Here is a 15,285-nt window from a genome sequence, read left to right as displayed (position 1 = left end):
GAAAGTATGGGGGCACCATACGGGGGATGGATCAGCTCAGGGCCTGGCTCAAGGCCGCCAGACCAAACACCAGAAACAGGCCGCCACTGAGGCGATATAGCAGGCGCTCATTCACCCATTGACCAATCCACTTGCCGGCGCCTACGGCCAGCCAGGTGACCAGGGCATGACCTAACAGGGTGCCGGCGAGGAGGCCGCCAAAGCTGAATACCTGGGCCGGCGCAGTGGCCATAAAAATAGTGGTGAACTGGGTTCGGTCGCCTAGCTCAGCGATAAACACCAGCACGAAGGCCTCCCAGATCACGGCCCAGGCCGTGATCTGGGAGGCCTTGCTGCTTTCCGCCGTATTGATCGCCTGCTCAGCCTCCTCCTTCTCCTCGGTAGCCGCATTGGCAGCCATGCCCTGGGCATCGATCAGCAGCTTGATGCCAAAGCTGAGGAAGAGCACGGCGGCCAGCCAGGGCACCAGGCTTTGGGGTAGCAGCTCCCGCAAGCCGTATCCAAGGGCAAGGGAGATCAGGGTGACCGCGGTTAGGGCGGCAAATGAGCCAATAAATACCCAGCGGGCGCGGTGGCGCACAGCCAGGATCAGCGCCATGAAAAAGGTTTTATCGCCCAGCTCGGCCAGGGTGATGGCGGTGAGGCTGGAGCCGAAGGCAGCCAGGCTGGGATCGCTGGAAAGGGGTGGAGCCATCACTTATCAATAGCCGAGGGGATGTCCTCCTCGTCCTCCAGCAGCAATTGCTGAAAGGCGGTGTATAGATCGCCAAATTCAGCTGCGGTGCGCCGATCGGCCCGCCCAGCGGTGTTGCGACCACGGAGCTTGGTGGGGCTGGCGGCAATGCTTGGCGCCGGCGCAGGGGTAGCGCTTTGGCGGCGGCTCTCCAGCTCGCGCAGCCGCTCCATCAAGTGGGGCGGCACCGTGCCATCGGGGCTGACCTGCATCAGCTCCCTGAACAGGGCCTCCGGGTTTTGCTCCAGCTCCACCTTGTGGCGTCTATCGCTGGCCTTGGTTTGGCTTTGCTGAGGCTGCTCAGGCTTGGGTAGGGGTTGGGGCAGGCTGCGGCCTAGGGCTTGAAGGCGTTCGCGGCTACGGGCGTCGAAGCTCATCGATTCAGCTCAGCTGCAGCCCAGGCTGGCGCGGGTATCGCGGCCGGTCACCGGGTTGGTGCCACTGGCAAGCCCACAAAGGGTTTTGAGCGCATCACCCCGCAAAGGCACATTGGTGAAATCTGCCCCCTCAATCACCACATTTGTGAATTTGGTGTTGAAGGCAAAGGCGTCTTCCAGCACTGCATTGGTGAGGTTGGTGCCATCGAAGATCGCCGAATCGAGCGTTGCCTCCTTCAGGTTGGTGTTGCTTAAGTCAGCGTCCTGGAGCTTGGCGCCAAACAGGCTGGCCCCCTGCAGATCGGAGCCGGCAAAGGTGGCATCTCGCAGGTTTGTGAGGTTGAAGGTGGCACCCCGCAGATCCTGGTCATGAAAATCAGCGCCAATTAGCACCTGTTTGGCCACATCCATGGCCGCCTGGGCGGGCATGGGGGACACCAAGGCCAAGCCGATGGCACTGACCAGGGCGAACAACAGCGCCAGCACCCCGCCGGCCAGGCTGCCCGGAGAACGACCGGAACGGGATCGACCGGAAGATAAAAGAGGCAACATGACGGCTGGGTTGGTATCTCAAGCCTAGGCAGGGCACCTAGCAGCGCACTGCGTGGGAACCCTGGGAGCTGCTGCTACAGGCCTATGGCTCGCACCACTGCACGACGCCAGGGCGACTGGGCCGAGCAGCGGGTGCTGCGCCTACTGCTCGGCAGGGGTTGGCGGTTGCTTTCACGCCAGTGGGCATGTCGCTGGGGAGAGCTGGATCTGGTGCTGGAGAAAGGGGGCCGCCTGTTGCTGGTGGAAGTGAAAGGTCGCAGCAGTTGCGGGCCCGATAATTGGGGTGCCGGCGCCCTGCGCCGCGGCAAGCGTCAGCGGTTGGAGCGAGCCTGGCACTGCTGGCTGGAGGACCATCCGGTTTGGGCGGAGAGCTCGGTGGAGCTGGTCTTTGCCTTGGTGCCCCTGGCACCGGCGCCCGGACCAGTCCGCTGGATCCGCGCCGATTACTGATCGGTAGTAGCCGCCGGCGCTGGCTGGCTGAACTCGACAGTGCATAGGTAGCGATAGTTGCCCATCCCTACCTCCGTCTCCTGGCAGCGCTCAGCGGTAACAACCGCACCAGCTGGAAGCTGCTGCCTAGCCCGTTCAATGGCGTTGCTTTTATCCCAGATCGAGGATGCGGTGACGCTGCCTGCCTGAGCGGGGAGGGTCAGGAACGGCAGTGCGGCAACTATGGCCGCAGCGCAAATTAATGCCTGCGGATGAATGCCTGGATCTGGGGCAACAGCCATTGTGGATACCTGACGAATTCAAGATGACATTTACTGCCCACCGCGCCCGCAAGCGCTTCGGCCAGCACTGGTTGATTGATCAGGGGGTGCTCTCACGCATCGTGGCGGCCGCAGAGCTTGAAGCCAGCGATCGGGTGTTGGAGGTGGGGCCGGGCCGGGGAGCTCTCAGCGAGCGCCTGCTTGCTACACCGGCGGCAGCAGTGGCTGCAGTGGAGCTTGACCGCGATCTGGTGCTGGGCCTGCAAGAGCGCTTTGGCGACCAGCCGCGCTTCCAGCTCACCTCGGGGGATGTGCTGACAGTGGAGCTACCAGCCGCCAACAAGGTTGTGGCAAATATTCCCTACAACATCACTGGCCCCTTACTAGAGCGGCTGGTGGGACGGCTCGATCGACCGGTGGCCCACCCCTACGACCGTCTAGTGCTGCTGGTGCAGCGGGAGGTAGGGGAAAGGATCCGCAGTGAGCCTGGCGCCAGCGCCTTTTCAGCTCTGAGCGTGCGTATGCAGCTGCTGGCCAACTGCCGATCCGTTTGTGCCGTGCCGCCGCGCTGTTTTCAGCCGCCGCCCCAAGTGCACTCGGAGGTGATCCTGCTGGAGCCGCTTCCAGTGGAGCAGCAATTGGCACCCCAACTGGCCCGCACGGTGGAGATGCTTTTGAAGCGCTGTTTCGCCGCTCGCCGCAAAATGGTGCGTAATACCCTGGCAGGTCTGCTGCCAGAAGCTGAACTTGCTGGGTTGGCAGAAGCAGCGGGCATCGGCCTGCAGCAGCGGCCCCAGGAGATCGCGCCAGCAGCCTGGGTGGCGTTGGCGGGCAGCTTGAATCAGGTCATTGCTGCGCCCGCTGCCGCCCCTACCCATGGCTGATCTATGCGTGCGTGCCCCCGCCAAGATCAATTTGCACTTGGAGGTGCTGGGCCTGCGCCCCGATGGCTTCCACGAGCTGGCGATGGTGATGCAGTCGATCGATCTGGCCGACAGCCTGCGGTTGCGGCCCACGGCGGATGGCCAAATCAGCCTCCAGTGCGATCGGGCCGAGCTGCCCACTGACAGCAGCAATTTGGTCGTCAAGGCAGGTGAGATGTTGCGTGCCCGCTCAGGTTTTGCCGAGCTTGGGGCCCAGATCGTGCTCGAGAAACGCATCCCGATCGGCGCTGGCCTTGCGGGCGGCTCCAGTAATGGAGCGGCGGCGCTGATTGGTCTCAACGAGCTGTGGGGACTGGGCTTTAAGAGTCAGGCGCTGCACAGCATGGCGGCTGAGCTTGGTTCAGACATGCCGTTCTGCCTTGATGGCGGCACCCAGCTCTGCTTTGGCCGCGGTGAGCTGTTGGAAGCCTTGGCCTTCAATTCAACCGAGCCTCCGGCGCTACTGCTGCTCAAGCACCCGGGGGTGAGTGTCAGCACGCCCTGGGCCTACGGACGCTGCAAGGAGCTACGCGGCGATTTCTATCTCGAGGCTGAAGCCGACTTTGAGCAGCGCCGTCAGGCCCTACGCCAGGCGCCCTTACTAGGGGCCATGGCGGGGAATGGGAGCTGGCCACCACTGCGCAACGACCTGCAGGCTGTGGTGGAACCAGAGGTGGAAACCGTGCGCCAGGGCCTGGCATTGCTGCGCCAGACCGAGCAACACTTGGCAGTTGCCATGAGTGGTTCTGGCCCAAGTCTTTTCGCCCTGTTCTCCAACCTGGACCAAGCTCGCACAGCCCATGCAGACCTAGCCGAACGATTTGAGCTGTACGGCTTTGAGTCTTGGTGTTGTGGCTTCAGCGATCGAGGTGTCAGCCTGCTTCCGTGACAAAACCCGAATCCCCCATCAAGCCCAGTGATCAAGTGCCCCGTAAAGGGCCGCTGAGTTTCCTCTCTGGCTCGCTCACGGCTGGTTTGCTGGCCTGGCTTGCCTTGGGTCTGAGCCAGAAATTGGTGGCGTACTACGCACTGCATCCACCCAGCTACGGCTCGGCAATTGCCCAGAGCATCGCCACGGCCCTCAAAACGCTGATTGTTGGCATGTCGTTTCTTGCCACCTTCAGCTTTGCCTTCATTGGCATTGGTCTGGCGTTGGTGTTCGTGCGCAGCTTGGTGTCCGGTTCCGGATCGGCCCCTGCCGAGGCGGCCGAAAAGCCCTAACTTCTCTCCATGACTCCGCACGATCTGGGTTTGCTGGTAACGCTGCTGCTCCCCGGCATGCTGCTTTCGGTGTTGCTGCTCTCAACCTTCGCCGCCGGCGGCTGAGATAGGTTGGCAGCTAAATGGTGCAAGCCTAGACGTGGCAGAGACGCTGCTGTTCAATGCCCTTCGGGAAGCCATCGACGAGGAGATGGCTAGAGACCCTTACGTCTGCGTGATGGGTGAGGACGTCGGCCAATACGGCGGCTCTTACAAGGTCACCAAGGATCTCTACGAGAAATATGGTGAGCTGCGGGTGCTGGACACCCCGATCGCCGAAAACTCCTTTGCTGGTATGGCGGTTGGTGCGGCGATGACGGGGCTGCGCCCAATCGTCGAAGGCATGAATATGGGCTTCCTGCTGCTTGCCTTCAACCAAATCTCCAACAACATGGGGATGCTGCGTTACACCAGCGGCGGTAATTACACCATTCCCACTGTCGTGCGGGGGCCTGGCGGGGTTGGTCGCCAGCTGGGCGCTGAGCACAGCCAGCGACTTGAGGCCTATTTCCATGCTGTACCCGGCATTAAAATTGTGGCGGTGAGCACTCCCACCAATGCCAAAGGCCTGATGAAGGCAGCGATCCGCGACAACAACCCCGTGCTCTTTTTCGAGCACGTGCTGCTGTACAACCTTTCGGAAGATATTCCAGAAGGTGATTACATCTGTGCCCTTGACCAGGCCGAGGTTGTGAAGGCTGGATCGGATGTCACGATTCTCACCTACTCACGCATGCGTCATCACTGTCTCAAGGCTGTCGAGCAGTTGGAGCAGGCTGGGGTGAGCGTGGAGCTGATCGATCTAATCAGCCTTAAGCCCTTTGATATGGAGACCATATCCGCCTCGATTCGCAAAACTCACAAGGTAATTGTGGTGGAGGAATGTATGAAGACAGGCGGCATCGGGGCTGAATTGCTCGCCTTAATTACGGAAAATTGTTTTGACGAGCTTGATGCCCGGCCGATTCGGTTGTCTTCTCAGGACATCCCCACTCCCTACAACGGTGCCCTGGAAAACCTGACGATCATTCAGCCCCATCAAATTGTTGATGCGGCCCAGCAGCTCGTCGCAGGAAAGATTTAGATATGGCTCGTCAACAGGGGTGGTTTGCCCTGATTCTTGCCTTGGCAATTGCGGCCGGGGCCTTGCTCTTCAACTTTCCTTTGCAGCTGGGTCTGGATCTGCGCGGCGGCAGCCAGCTCACCCTTGAGGTGCTTCCGGCCGGTGCTGTCAATACAGTTAAGAAAGAACAACTAGAGGCGGTCAAGGAGGTGCTGGAGCGGCGCATCAATGGCCTGGGCGTTGCCGAGTCCACTCTCCAGACCGTTGGTGAAGACCAACTGGTACTTCAGCTCCCAGGAGAACAGGACCCAAGCCGGGCCGCAAAAGTACTAGGAACCACGGCCCTGTTGGAGTTCCGGGCCCAGAAGCCAGGTACTGAGCAGGAGATGCAGGGTTTGTTGCAGCTGAAGCGTCAGGTGCAGTCCGTGCTCAACCAGAAACGTGCTCGAGCAGCGGCGGCCTCAGATCGTCAGAGCCCACCTCCCGAGATTCAACTCAAGGCTGAGGATCTTGCCCAGGCTATGCAGAAGCTAGGCCTCAGCGTGCCCGCCGGCACCAGTGAAAGTGACCAGCTCGATTTGTTGTTGAGCACCGTAAACAGCAAGATCGTCGCCCTCTACGAACCTGCCACACTCACCGGCAAGGATCTCACCACAGCCGGGCGTCAACAGCAACAAACGGGCTCAGGATGGGACGTGACCCTTTCGTTCAACCGGGAGGGAGGTGACAAGTTCGCTGCCCTGACCAAGTCGATCGCCGGCACGAGACGTTTGCTTGGAATTGTCCTGGATGGCCGTTCCATCAGCGAGGCCAGTGTTGGCCCTGAGTTCAAGGTTGCCGGCATCTCTGGCGGATCAGCCAGCATCACCGGCAATTTCAGCGCCGAAGAGTCCCGTGACCTGGAGGTGCAACTGCGGGGTGGCTCCTTGCCCCTTCCGATCAAAGTGGTGGAGGTCCGCACGGTCGGTCCCTCGCTGGGGGCCGAGAACATCCGCACCAGCTTGGTGGCGTCTCTATCCGGTTTGGCCCTGGTAGCGGTGTTCATGGCCGTGACCTACCGGCTGCCGGGCATCGTGGCGGTGGTGGCACTGAGCCTCTACGCACTGTTCAACCTGGCTGTCTATAGCCTGATTCCAGTCACTCTCAGCCTGCCGGGGATTGCTGGGTTCATCCTTTCGATCGGCATGGCTGTTGATGCCAACGTGCTGATCTTCGAGCGCATCAAGGAGGAGCTGCGAGCAGGAAATACCCTAATTCGCTCTATCGATACTGGGTTTTCCCTGGCCTTGTCCTCGATCGTGGATGGCCACGTCACCGGTTTGATCAGCTGTGCAGCGCTGTTCGCGCTTGGCACCGGCCTTGTTAAGGGGTTTGCCGTGACCCTCGCCATCGGTCTGCTGCTAAGCCTCTTCACCTCACTTACTTGCACCCGCAGCTTGATTCGGGTCTTGATGAGCTATCCGGCCCTGCGTCGCACCATCTATTTCCTGCCCCATGCCCAGTTGCCCCTGGGTGCCAAATCCTGATGTCCAGTTCCGTGTCTACAACCACAGCACCAACCCCGCGTTTTCGCATCAGCCGCTATCGCCAGCTGGCCTGGTGGGTCTCGGGCCTGGCCTGTCTATTTAGTCTGCTGGGATTGCTGCTCTGCTTGCTCAACCCGGCAATTGCCTCCCCCTTGAAGCCGGGTCTTGATTTCACTGGCGGCACCCAGATTCAGATCGAACGGCGCTGTCCCGCTCCTGCCTGCTCCGCCATCACCGCTGCACAGGTTCAGTTGCAACTAGCCGGTGTCACCTTGCCACCCCAGGCAGGAGATGCCCCTCCCCGCTTGACTGGGACTGCTGTTCAGGTGCTCGACCAGGGACGCTCCCTGGTGATTCGGCTGCCAGCCCTGAGTCCAACCCAGAGCAACGCCGTGATTGCAGCTATTTCAGTCGCCGTTGGTCCCCTAGACCCCGCAGGCACATCGGTAAACACCATCGGTCCAACGCTCGGGGCTCAGCTTCTGCAGGGCAGCCTGATTTCTCTGCTGGTGAGCTTTGCGGCTATCTCCCTCTACATCGCCGTCCGCTACGACTTGCTATTCGCCTTCCTTGCATTGCTTTGCCTGGCCCATGACGTGTTGATCACTTGCGGGGTGTTTGCCTGGTTGGGACTAGTGGCTGGCATTGAGGTCGATTCTCTGTTTGCTGTTTCCTTGATCACTGTGGCTGGTTATTCGGTCACCGACACCGTGGTGGTATTCGACAGGATTCGCGAGCAGAAGACCAGCCTGGCCCACTTACCGCTTCAGCAGCAGGTGGATGTGGCGGTGGATGCAACCTTGACCCGCTCCCTCTACACCTCTTTGACCACCCTATTGCCCCTGCTGGGTCTGATTTTCTTCGGGGGCAGCAGCTTGTTCTGGTTCTCGGTGGCGTTGGCCATCGGTATTGCCGTGGGCAGCTGGTCCAGCATTGGTGTGGCCCCCACTTTGTTACCGGTATTGTCCCGTCGCTAATCAGACCCCTGCTCATCTTGAAAGGCTGGGCCGCCGCAGCCTGAGAGCCTCCATTGTGCCCATCTTGCTCGCTCTGCTTGCTCTTCTAGATCTGCGAGTCGAGCTGCAGCTACTAGCAGACCACTTCACCTTGTCTTCCTTGGCGGCAGCGGTTCGCAATCATCTCCTGGCTACCGCAGTGCTGTTGTTATTGCCATCGCTATTGGATCACTACCGCCAAAGGCCATAGTAAAAATTTAATTGACGATTTAAATTAATCACTAAGAGTATTTAATTCCAGTGATCCATTACTTCCTTTACCAATACTTCTTCAAAGAGAACTTGCAGTACAACCACTAAGGGCAAGGCAAGTAGCACTCCTGGCAGCCCAAGCAGAGCTCCCAGGCATAGCTGGGCAGTGAGTGCGACGGTGGGCAGCAAATTGACCGTTCGCCTTAGCAGCACAGGCGTAAGCAAAAAGGCTTCAGCGTTCTGCAAAATCAGCCGCAGCACTAGCACCTGCAGCATTTTCGCTGGTGATACCAGCAACCCCACCGCCAGGGGCAGCAAGGTGGCAGCGGTGGGGCCAATCGTGGGCACGAAGGTAAGCAGGCCGCAAACCAGGGAGCTCAATAGGGCAAGCGGGACGCCCAACAGGGCTAGCCCGGCCCAGGTGAGCAGAAACACGCTTACGGCAGAAAGGGTCATGCCAGCTAGCCAGCCACCAAGAGCCTGGCGGGATTCACCCAGCAGATGTTTCATCTGGGGGCGCCAGAAGCTGGGAGTAAGGGAAACAATCACCTTTTGATGACTGCGAGGATCCAGGGCCAGCAGAATCGCCAGTAAGGCCATCAACAGCATCTGGATAGTGGTGTTTGCGGCGCCGCCGGCCAGGCCAAGCAGCTGGCCGCCTAGGGGCTGGAGCCGCTCCCATGTACCAAGCGCCATCAACTGCTGATCCAGATCAGGCAGCCAATCCACCTGGCGGGCCAGGCTGCTCAGCCGCAAAGCCAAGACAGGCAAAAGGGTGGTCAATTGTTTGATCTGCTCCAGCAGCTCAGGCAGCAACAGCTGGCCCAGCACGCCGCCGAGCAACACTAGTGAAACCACCACCACAATTAAGGCGGCTGGGCGGTTCAGAGGCAGGAGGCGTCGAAGCAGGGTGATCGGTACTTCAAGGGCGACAGCCAGCACCACGGCGCCGAACAGCACAAGCAGCACCCAGCGCAATTCCCAGGTGAGCAGCCCGATAACAACCAGGGCTAGTGCTCCAAGCACTGTGCGGCCGTTCATTGCGTCAGCCTGTCAGGCGCAGACGTTTCCATGGGTCCAGGATGTCGTGAATCAGCAGTTCGCGCACCATCACCTGCAGGCAAACGGCTAACGGCAAGGCCAGCAGCAGCCCCAGCGGTCCGAACACAACCGTGAACAGAAGCTGGGCCGTGAGGGTGAAGCCAGGCAGCAGCTTGAGCTGGTGATGCATCACCGAAGGTGTAATTAGATAGCTCTCCAGGTTTTGAACAGCGACATAAAGCGCTAGCACCGCTGCTGCTTTCCAGGGAGCATCTAGTAGGGCCACGGACATCGGAAAGACCGTGCTTAGGGTTGGTCCAATGTTGGGAATGATGTTCAGCAGGCCTGCAAGCAGGGCGTTTGCTGCCACCAACTTCACCCCGAGGAAACTCAAGCCGATAGCCGCCAAGATGCCGACGCAAAGTGAACTGATTAAGACCCCCACCATCCAGGCACTTAGGGCATCTCCGCATTGCACCAAAACCTGTCGGAAGCGGCGTCGGTAAAACGAAGGCACTAGCAGCACACCCACCTCTAAGTATGCAGTTGGCTGCACAGCCACCATCAAAGCAACGGCAACCACAAACAGGATCTGCAGCAGGCCGGTGCCAACTCCACCTGCAAGCCCAAGCAGACGCAGGGCGCCGCCGCCCAAGCTGCTGCTCAGGCGGGGAGAGAGGCCTGGGGCACCACCAGCGTCGCTACTAACCAGCCCATCTCGCAGCCAGGACAGGCCACCATCCCCGCTGCCATAAATCATTTGAGAAACCTGCGCTAGACCATTTCTCAAGAGATCCAGCAGGGTTTCGGCTGCTGCCGGCAACTTGGCGAGCAACTGGCTGAATTGGTCAACGAAAGGGGGGATCACCACGGTGGCAGCCACGGCCAACACCAGAAGTACCGTGCCCAGGCTGAGCAGGAGAGCCAGCGGCCTGGAGCACCCGAGCCGGGACCGGATCGATCCCACCAGGGTGCAAAGGGCCATAGCCAACACCACGGCGGCAAACAGGTAAATCAGGCTCTGACGCAAGCTCCAAAGCAGCACCAGAGATGCCACCAATGCCAACAGGCCTAACCACTGGCCGAATTTCAAGGGCTCAGGCCTCGTCCTGCTCGGGCTGATCATCATCTTTATTACCCGAGAAGCCCAGGTCGTGGCTGTCGGCGTAGCGCTGGGCGAAGCGCATGAAGCGATCGAAATCCTCCGTGCTCTTCCAGGTGAAGGTGCACTCCAAGGCGCTGGCCTTGCCGTTGACGAAGCGGGCCTTCACTTCACGGGTCACCAGCTCGCCTTCCTCATCCACCAGAAACATGCCGGTAATGTCACCCATGCTTTCGGGAGCAAGGGCATCGGGCTCGTCGAAGACGAAAAGGGCCTGGCCGGTACGGCCGTCCCGCGAGCGGGTGAGGCGGATGTCGGGCACGACCGGCTCATCCACCCCACGGAAGAACTGAATGGCGGCGCCCATGGCAAGCGGGGACAAAAATCAATCCTAGGAGCCCGCCTTAACTGACTCCCCACAAACCTGCTCCCACCAGGGAGCTTGTTGCAGCAATTCAGCTGCAGCTGCATCGGGGTCTAGTCCGCCCAAATCGAAGCTGGCCAACAGGGGTTTAGCTCGCCTGCTGAGCTCGTTGTCGTAGCAGCGGTCGTAGTAGTCGAGCATCTGCAGGCAGGCAGTCGCCCAGTCTTGAGAGGCGATCGCCTCCAGAGCTGTTGCCGTGCGCTGGGGGCCAAGCCGCCGGGCGATGCGTTCGGTGGCGAGGCGCAAGGACTCCTCCCCTTGATTGCCATATACCGCAACCAGTTGCTCAACCCGCTCCGCCATAGGACGTTGGATCTCAACAGCCGGCGCCTCACCCATTTGGCGCCACAAGCCCGCGGGAATACGGCAGCGACCGACTTGGGCGCTTTCGGCCTCAAGCCAGATCGGTGCCTGGCCGGCGCTGGCCGTAAGGCTTGCAGCCAGAAGGTTCTCGTAGTGCTCCGTGCTCGGTTGTGGGGGTTGGCCCAAGCCGCCGAAACTGCTGCCTCGGTGATTGGCCAATCCCTCTAGATCAACGACCGCCTGCCCTGTTTGCCGAAGGGCATGCAACAGGTCGGTTTTGCCCGTGCCGGTGCGACCACCGAGCACAAGTAGGGGCCAGGCGGACTCAAAACAGTCCAACACCCAGCGGCGGTAGGCCTTGTAGCCGCCTTCCAACAGCAAAACGGGTAGCTCGAGGGTGCTGGCCAGCCAAGCCATGCTGCCTGAGCGCATCCCACCTCGCCAGCAGTGCAGGCGCAGGGGCTTGTCTGCTTCTGCAAGCTCCAATAGGGCCTGGGCAAGGGATGGCAACTTCAGGCCAACCAGTTCCAGGCCCAGTTGCACAGCAAGCTGCCGTCCCTGTTGCTTGTAGACAGTGCCAACTTGAGCTCGCTCGTCGTTGCTAAACAGAGGCAGGTTGGCCGCTCCGGGCAGATGTCCCTGTTCAAACTCCCCAGGGCTACGCACGTCCACGATCGGCCCCTTAGCCGCCAGGAATGTGCTCACATCTTGGGGAGGGCAGGGGCCCGGCATCACTGTTGAAGATCTCAGCTGACATAGTGGGCCACGCTGGCACTGCTTCAGGCTCGGCTTCCATTTCCATGCTTTCCGGACCTCCGGTCACCGCCACTACCGGCACCAGCCCTGGGGCCCTGCTTGAGCGCTTTCAAGCCGGCAATCCCCGTCAAAGGCGTGCCCTGCAGGCCACTCTGCAGCAGCAGAGCCAAGCTTTGCGCCCCCTAATCCCAGACCATCTGGCCGGTGTTGACGCCACCGGAGATGACTGGGCAGCTGGTTTCTTAATTCAGCTCCTGCTCGATGAACAGGATCAGCTGCGCGAAGAGTTTCTGGCCCGCTACCCAGACGGCTGGCTTGCCACCGTGTCGGCCCGTGGCCTGGACTACGCGCCCCTGCAAAGGGCTCTGATGGCTCAGCAGTTTGAGGAAGCCGATCGAATCACCAGCAGCTTGCTGCGGGAGCTCGCCGGCCCAGAAGCCATCCGCCGCGGGTATGTGTACTACAGCGAGGTGCCGCCGATAGCCTCCGCCGACCTAGACAGCCTCGATCGGCTCTGGGTCTGTTATTCACGTGGCCTTTTTGGCTTCTCGGTGCAGGGCAAGTTGCTACGCAGTTGTAATGGCCGCTGGGAGCTGCTCTGGCCCAAGTTGGCCTGGAAGGATGCAGGCCGCTGGACGCGCTATCCCGGCTCCTTTCAGTGGTCCATTGAGGCCCCTGAGGGCCACATGCCCCTTGTAAATCAACTGCGCGGTGTGCGGCTGATGGATGCCCTGCTCAACCACCCAGCTGTGCAACAGCGGATCAGGCCCTGATCAAGGGTGCAGGCAGCGGCGTATGTTCAAAAGGGCACCTGCGTACCTCAGCCCGATGGCCCTGCGCTGGTCGGACTTCATCACGCCTTCAACGCTGCAGCTAGCACCGCTGTTGGAACTTTTGATTGAGCCCATTCGCTGCCTGCAGCTTCAGGGGCAGGTGCAGCTTGGCCTGCAAGAAGCACTGGTCAATGCGGTCCGCCATGGCAACGGGTGCGATCCAGCCAAATGCTTGAGAGTGCGCCGCATTGAAACCCCCAACTGGCTGGTGTGGCAGGTGCAGGACGAGGGAGCCGGGGTGCCCGCAGCGGCTCGCAGCACCAGCCTGCCTGAGCAGCTAGATGCTGCAGGTGGTCGCGGGTTGTTTTTGATTCATCACTGCTTCGACGACGTGCGCTGGAGTAACCGTGGCAACCGGTTGCAACTGGCAGTCAGTCGGCAGCGAGCTTCGTTGCTGGTGCCGGTCGGTGGCTGGGGCAACCAGGATCGCTCAACTCAGACTTGAGCCAGCCGAGCCCATGCTCAACCAACTCGATGGCCTGGCGGCGGGCGTCTGAGGATTGAGGTGCCCCGGGATCATCACCCCTAAGCAGCAGCACCAGGGCTGCAGCAAGCTGCTCAGCGCCGCGCCGGGGGCGTTGGGACTTGAAGGCGTGCCATTCCCGGTCGCCTATGGCCAGATGTCGCTGCAAAGCGACAGCCACCTCTAAGGAGCCTTCTGGCCAGCTTCGTTTTTGCTTGGACAACGGGGTTTGCACTGGACGGCTACAGGCTCAAGGTTCCATCCTGAAGCCTGTAACGCCTCGTTGGGAGCTGCCCATGCCGACGCGACCATTGGGCCACCACTCGGTGCGCCAACCAATTCGCATACTGCACCTGCTGGATGGGCTGCTCACCCAGGCATCCTTGACAGCTAAAAGCTCCGGGGTCAATCAGCGGCGGCAACGCCAGCGCCTTGAGCTAACCCAGAGATTGCTTGATCCCCTGCCCGAGCAGCTAGCCCCCGCCTATCGCCAGGAGGTGTTGTTTTGGCGTGGGCTGCGCTGGGCCACCGCCGGTCTGCTCCTGGCCTGGATTCTGAAGCGCTAGCGAGGTTTGCGGGCCGTCCAGACCCGAGTCATGAAATGGCTTTGGGCCGCTATGCCCTCAAAGCCAGGCTGGGCAAGACGAGCTCCAATGTCATCGGAGATGTAATCGCGGTAATAGGGCTCATGGAAAACCCGCCGGAAGTTCTCCATTACGGCACTGAATTGGGGTGAATCAGCCAGTTGTACGGAGTCGGCAATGACCACAACCCCTCCAGGCTCCAAAACCCGGTAGGCCTGATTAATCACGTTCTGACGTGCCTCCCCTGGCAACTCGTGGAACAGAAAAACGCAGGTGACGGCTTGAAAGCTTGCGTCGGCAAAGGGCAGTGCCTCAGCGTTGCCTTGGGTTAGCTGGGGAAGTTCACCGGGCAGCTGACTAAGCCATTTATTGGCCTGGCGCAGGTAGGCACTGGAAAGATCCAATCCCACCAGCTGGGCTTTGGGTAAAGCCGCCCTGATCTGACGCAGGGTGCGACCGGTGCCGGTGGCAAGGTCGAGCACGCGCACCTGGCCGGCTGGACGATCCGCGAAGGCTTTGATACCCCGCAGCAAGGGAGCAAGCATCCGCCGCCGCATTGGGTCGGCAGTGCCATTAAACAGAATTTCCACCTGCAGGTCGTAGAGCGCCGCGGAGTGGTCGCTTAGGTAGCCGTCAGTCTGGTGATGAAAATTTTGAAGGTAATAGTCGGGGTAATTATCTAGATCAACACTGCTAGGTAAATCGCGCACATTGCGCTCCCGGCGGCGGGACCAGGTGCTGGGCATATCTAGCCACACCATTGGATACCGACTCGCCCACTCAAGCCAGGGGGCATCGAACAGCAGGGATGGGGGGTAAAGGCCCTGTTCTGCTTCCTGCCAGTCGCGCTCGTGTAATGAATCCATGGCCTGCCTGAGGCTGGCCAGCAACTCAGGCGGCATTGGCACGGTTTTGGGGGTGCCATCTGGAGCAAGCAACCCCATAAGCCTGGTGCTCACCTCCTTATGGGTGACCCCAAGCAGCGCCCTGCCCTGCTGCATGGTTTGGTAGGCCAACTTGGTGAGCTGATCAGGCATGGCTAGGCAATGGCTTGGGTCTATTTCAGCGAATTTCAACTGACACCGCGATTGCTGAAGAGCTGTGAAGCTCTGGCTGTTTAGTAGCAACCGCTACCAAAACAGCTTCAGACTGGATCCGGAGAGAGGGGAGCACGCCATGACCATTGCCAGCCTGCAGAGCCAGCATGCCGATCCTGAATTTCAAACCTGGAGCCTGTTGCACGCCCGCGACAACCGCCTCCATGGAGCCGAACTGGCCCAGATAACCAAGCATCACGATCCCAACCCCGCCAGGGACGCCCTGCATCAGCTCCAGGCCTGGGCTAGGCGCCAGGCCCGCGAAAAGCAAATGCAGGCAAGCGCTATCGCCCACCTGCGCTATTGCCCACCGGCGTCTTAGCCAGCAGG

The 15,285-nt window shown here is 60.6% G+C and carries 21 protein-coding genes; 11 read left to right on the top strand and 10 right to left on the bottom strand.

The genetic code is table 11. The annotated features are described in order from the left end of the window. Positions 1-31 precede the first annotated feature (31 nt). The 3 genes from KBY83_RS00690 to KBY83_RS00680 are packed head-to-tail and all read right to left on the bottom strand — an operon-like array spanning position 32 to position 1,539. Positions 32-694: a TMEM165/GDT1 family protein gene (locus KBY83_RS00690; protein WP_255017820.1), complete on the bottom strand. Its 663-nt coding sequence runs from the start codon at positions 692-694 to the stop codon at positions 32-34. Further along, the gene (locus KBY83_RS00685; RefSeq protein WP_106501854.1) at positions 694-1,110 is read right to left on the bottom strand and encodes a hypothetical protein; all 417 of its coding nucleotides are present in this window, start codon (positions 1,108-1,110) and stop codon (positions 694-696) included. The genes KBY83_RS00690 and KBY83_RS00685 overlap by 1 nt, the downstream gene beginning before the upstream one ends. A gap of 9 nt (positions 1,111-1,119) precedes the next feature. Continuing rightward, a complete protein-coding gene (locus KBY83_RS00680; RefSeq protein ID WP_255017900.1) occupies positions 1,120-1,539 on the bottom strand; it encodes a pentapeptide repeat-containing protein in 420 nt (139 codons plus the stop codon). A 207-nt stretch (positions 1,540-1,746) separates the two neighbouring features. Between KBY83_RS00680 and KBY83_RS00675 the strand changes: the two genes are divergently transcribed. Next, entirely contained in the window at positions 1,747-2,112 is a 366-nt protein-coding gene (locus KBY83_RS00675) for a YraN family protein (protein WP_255017819.1), read from the top strand. On the opposite strand, the gene KBY83_RS00670 is transcribed toward KBY83_RS00675, so the two are convergent. Then, positions 2,106-2,393, bottom strand: coding sequence for a hypothetical protein (locus tag KBY83_RS00670; RefSeq protein ID WP_255017818.1), 288 nt, complete (start codon positions 2,391-2,393; stop codon positions 2,106-2,108). The two genes, KBY83_RS00675 and KBY83_RS00670, sit on opposite strands and share 7 nt — an antisense overlap. Before the next feature lie 23 nt (positions 2,394-2,416). On the opposite strand from KBY83_RS00670, the gene rsmA reads away from it, so the two are divergent. From rsmA to secF, 6 genes are all read left to right on the top strand, one after another. Beyond that, a complete protein-coding gene (rsmA, locus tag KBY83_RS00665) occupies positions 2,417-3,256 on the top strand; it encodes a 16S rRNA (adenine(1518)-N(6)/adenine(1519)-N(6))-dimethyltransferase RsmA (protein WP_255017817.1) in 840 nt (279 codons plus the stop codon). Beyond that, positions 3,249-4,184, top strand: coding sequence for a 4-(cytidine 5'-diphospho)-2-C-methyl-D-erythritol kinase (gene ispE, locus KBY83_RS00660; protein ID WP_255017816.1), 936 nt, complete (start codon positions 3,249-3,251; stop codon positions 4,182-4,184). Before rsmA ends, ispE begins: the two co-directional genes overlap by 8 nt. After that, on the top strand, positions 4,181-4,516 hold the full coding sequence (locus tag KBY83_RS00655; RefSeq protein ID WP_255017815.1) for a DUF3082 domain-containing protein: 336 nt from the start codon (positions 4,181-4,183) through the stop codon (positions 4,514-4,516). The genes ispE and KBY83_RS00655 overlap by 4 nt, the downstream gene beginning before the upstream one ends. 139 nt (positions 4,517-4,655) lie before the next feature. After that, positions 4,656-5,639, top strand: a complete 984-nt coding sequence (locus KBY83_RS00650) for a pyruvate dehydrogenase complex E1 component subunit beta (RefSeq protein WP_255017814.1) — start codon at positions 4,656-4,658, stop codon at positions 5,637-5,639. A gap of 2 nt (positions 5,640-5,641) precedes the next feature. After that, positions 5,642-7,144: a protein translocase subunit SecD gene (gene secD / locus KBY83_RS00645; RefSeq protein WP_255017813.1), complete on the top strand. Its 1,503-nt coding sequence runs from the start codon at positions 5,642-5,644 to the stop codon at positions 7,142-7,144. Next, positions 7,144-8,121 (top strand): protein translocase subunit SecF, encoded by a 978-nt coding sequence (secF, locus tag KBY83_RS00640; RefSeq protein ID WP_255017812.1) that lies wholly within the window; start codon positions 7,144-7,146, stop codon positions 8,119-8,121. The genes secD and secF overlap by 1 nt, the downstream gene beginning before the upstream one ends. A gap of 270 nt (positions 8,122-8,391) precedes the next feature. Here the strand turns inward: secF and KBY83_RS00630 are convergent, their stop codons facing one another. The 4 genes from KBY83_RS00630 to mnmH are packed head-to-tail and all read right to left on the bottom strand — an operon-like array spanning position 8,392 to position 11,954. Then, on the bottom strand, positions 8,392-9,393 hold the full coding sequence (locus KBY83_RS00630) for an AI-2E family transporter (protein WP_255017811.1): 1,002 nt from the start codon (positions 9,391-9,393) through the stop codon (positions 8,392-8,394). 4 nt (positions 9,394-9,397) lie between these two features. Beyond that, complete coding sequence (locus KBY83_RS00625) at positions 9,398-10,486, bottom strand: AI-2E family transporter (protein WP_255017810.1); 1,089 nt, start codon at positions 10,484-10,486, stop codon at positions 9,398-9,400. 4 nt (positions 10,487-10,490) lie between these two features. Next, entirely contained in the window at positions 10,491-10,862 is a 372-nt protein-coding gene (psb28, locus tag KBY83_RS00620) for a photosystem II reaction center protein Psb28 (protein WP_106501844.1), read from the bottom strand. 24 nt (positions 10,863-10,886) lie between these two features. After that, complete coding sequence (gene mnmH, locus KBY83_RS00615; RefSeq protein WP_255017809.1) at positions 10,887-11,954, bottom strand: tRNA 2-selenouridine(34) synthase MnmH; 1,068 nt, start codon at positions 11,952-11,954, stop codon at positions 10,887-10,889. A gap of 68 nt (positions 11,955-12,022) precedes the next feature. On the opposite strand from mnmH, the gene KBY83_RS00610 reads away from it, so the two are divergent. Together KBY83_RS00610 and KBY83_RS00605 are read left to right on the top strand one after the other, a co-directional pair. Next, positions 12,023-12,751: a GUN4 domain-containing protein gene (locus tag KBY83_RS00610; RefSeq protein WP_255017808.1), complete on the top strand. Its 729-nt coding sequence runs from the start codon at positions 12,023-12,025 to the stop codon at positions 12,749-12,751. A 55-nt stretch (positions 12,752-12,806) separates the two neighbouring features. Beyond that, entirely contained in the window at positions 12,807-13,256 is a 450-nt protein-coding gene (locus KBY83_RS00605) for an ATP-binding protein (RefSeq protein WP_255017807.1), read from the top strand. Here KBY83_RS00605 and KBY83_RS00600 read toward each other — a convergent pair. Beyond that, positions 13,183-13,455: a DUF6439 family protein gene (locus tag KBY83_RS00600; RefSeq protein WP_315858912.1), complete on the bottom strand. Its 273-nt coding sequence runs from the start codon at positions 13,453-13,455 to the stop codon at positions 13,183-13,185. The genes KBY83_RS00605 and KBY83_RS00600 overlap by 74 nt on opposite strands. A 115-nt stretch (positions 13,456-13,570) precedes the next feature. Here KBY83_RS00600 and KBY83_RS00595 point away from each other — a divergent pair, with 115 nt between their 5' ends. After that, the gene (locus tag KBY83_RS00595) at positions 13,571-13,840 is read left to right on the top strand and encodes a hypothetical protein (RefSeq protein ID WP_255017805.1); all 270 of its coding nucleotides are present in this window, start codon (positions 13,571-13,573) and stop codon (positions 13,838-13,840) included. On the opposite strand, the gene KBY83_RS00590 is transcribed toward KBY83_RS00595, so the two are convergent. Beyond that, entirely contained in the window at positions 13,837-14,895 is a 1,059-nt protein-coding gene (locus KBY83_RS00590; RefSeq protein ID WP_255017804.1) for a class I SAM-dependent methyltransferase, read from the bottom strand. The two genes, KBY83_RS00595 and KBY83_RS00590, sit on opposite strands and share 4 nt — an antisense overlap. Before the next feature lie 139 nt (positions 14,896-15,034). Here KBY83_RS00590 and KBY83_RS00585 point away from each other — a divergent pair, with 139 nt between their 5' ends. Further along, a complete protein-coding gene (locus KBY83_RS00585) occupies positions 15,035-15,277 on the top strand; it encodes a hypothetical protein (protein ID WP_255017803.1) in 243 nt (80 codons plus the stop codon). Positions 15,278-15,285: the final 8 nt, after the last annotated feature.

This window comes from Cyanobium sp. WKJ7-Wakatipu (genome assembly GCF_024345355.1).
GTDB lineage: Bacteria > Cyanobacteriota > Cyanobacteriia > PCC-6307 > Cyanobiaceae > Cyanobium_A > Cyanobium_A usitatum.
Note: the sequence above shows the minus strand (reverse complement) of the source record. Positions and strands in the feature narration are given on the sequence as shown.

Excerpts from the sequence above, each read along its gene's own strand:
- KBY83_RS00605 (WP_255017807.1), top strand. The coding sequence starts at position 12,807 with ATGGCCCTGCGCTGGTCGGACTTCATCACGCCTTCAACGCTGCAGCTA.
- mnmH (WP_255017809.1), bottom strand. The coding sequence starts at position 11,954 with ATGCCGGGCCCCTGCCCTCCCCAAGATGTGAGCACATTCCTGGCGGCT.
- KBY83_RS00670 (WP_255017818.1), bottom strand. The coding sequence starts at position 2,393 with ATGGCTGTTGCCCCAGATCCAGGCATTCATCCGCAGGCATTAATTTGC.
- rsmA (WP_255017817.1), top strand. The coding sequence starts at position 2,417 with ATGACATTTACTGCCCACCGCGCCCGCAAGCGCTTCGGCCAGCACTGG.
- KBY83_RS00685 (WP_106501854.1), bottom strand. The coding sequence starts at position 1,110 with ATGAGCTTCGACGCCCGTAGCCGCGAACGCCTTCAAGCCCTAGGCCGC.
- KBY83_RS00595 (WP_255017805.1), top strand. The coding sequence starts at position 13,571 with ATGCCGACGCGACCATTGGGCCACCACTCGGTGCGCCAACCAATTCGC.
- KBY83_RS00630 (WP_255017811.1), bottom strand. The coding sequence starts at position 9,393 with ATGAACGGCCGCACAGTGCTTGGAGCACTAGCCCTGGTTGTTATCGGG.
- secD (WP_255017813.1), top strand. The coding sequence starts at position 5,642 with ATGGCTCGTCAACAGGGGTGGTTTGCCCTGATTCTTGCCTTGGCAATT.
- KBY83_RS00590 (WP_255017804.1), bottom strand. The coding sequence starts at position 14,895 with ATGCCTGATCAGCTCACCAAGTTGGCCTACCAAACCATGCAGCAGGGC.
- KBY83_RS00610 (WP_255017808.1), top strand. The coding sequence starts at position 12,023 with ATGCTTTCCGGACCTCCGGTCACCGCCACTACCGGCACCAGCCCTGGG.
- KBY83_RS00585 (WP_255017803.1), top strand. The coding sequence starts at position 15,035 with ATGACCATTGCCAGCCTGCAGAGCCAGCATGCCGATCCTGAATTTCAA.
- secF (WP_255017812.1), top strand. The coding sequence starts at position 7,144 with ATGTCCAGTTCCGTGTCTACAACCACAGCACCAACCCCGCGTTTTCGC.
- psb28 (WP_106501844.1), bottom strand. The coding sequence starts at position 10,862 with ATGGGCGCCGCCATTCAGTTCTTCCGTGGGGTGGATGAGCCGGTCGTG.
- KBY83_RS00680 (WP_255017900.1), bottom strand. The coding sequence starts at position 1,539 with ATGCCCGCCCAGGCGGCCATGGATGTGGCCAAACAGGTGCTAATTGGC.
- KBY83_RS00690 (WP_255017820.1), bottom strand. The coding sequence starts at position 694 with ATGGCTCCACCCCTTTCCAGCGATCCCAGCCTGGCTGCCTTCGGCTCC.
- KBY83_RS00675 (WP_255017819.1), top strand. The coding sequence starts at position 1,747 with ATGGCTCGCACCACTGCACGACGCCAGGGCGACTGGGCCGAGCAGCGG.
- ispE (WP_255017816.1), top strand. The coding sequence starts at position 3,249 with ATGGCTGATCTATGCGTGCGTGCCCCCGCCAAGATCAATTTGCACTTG.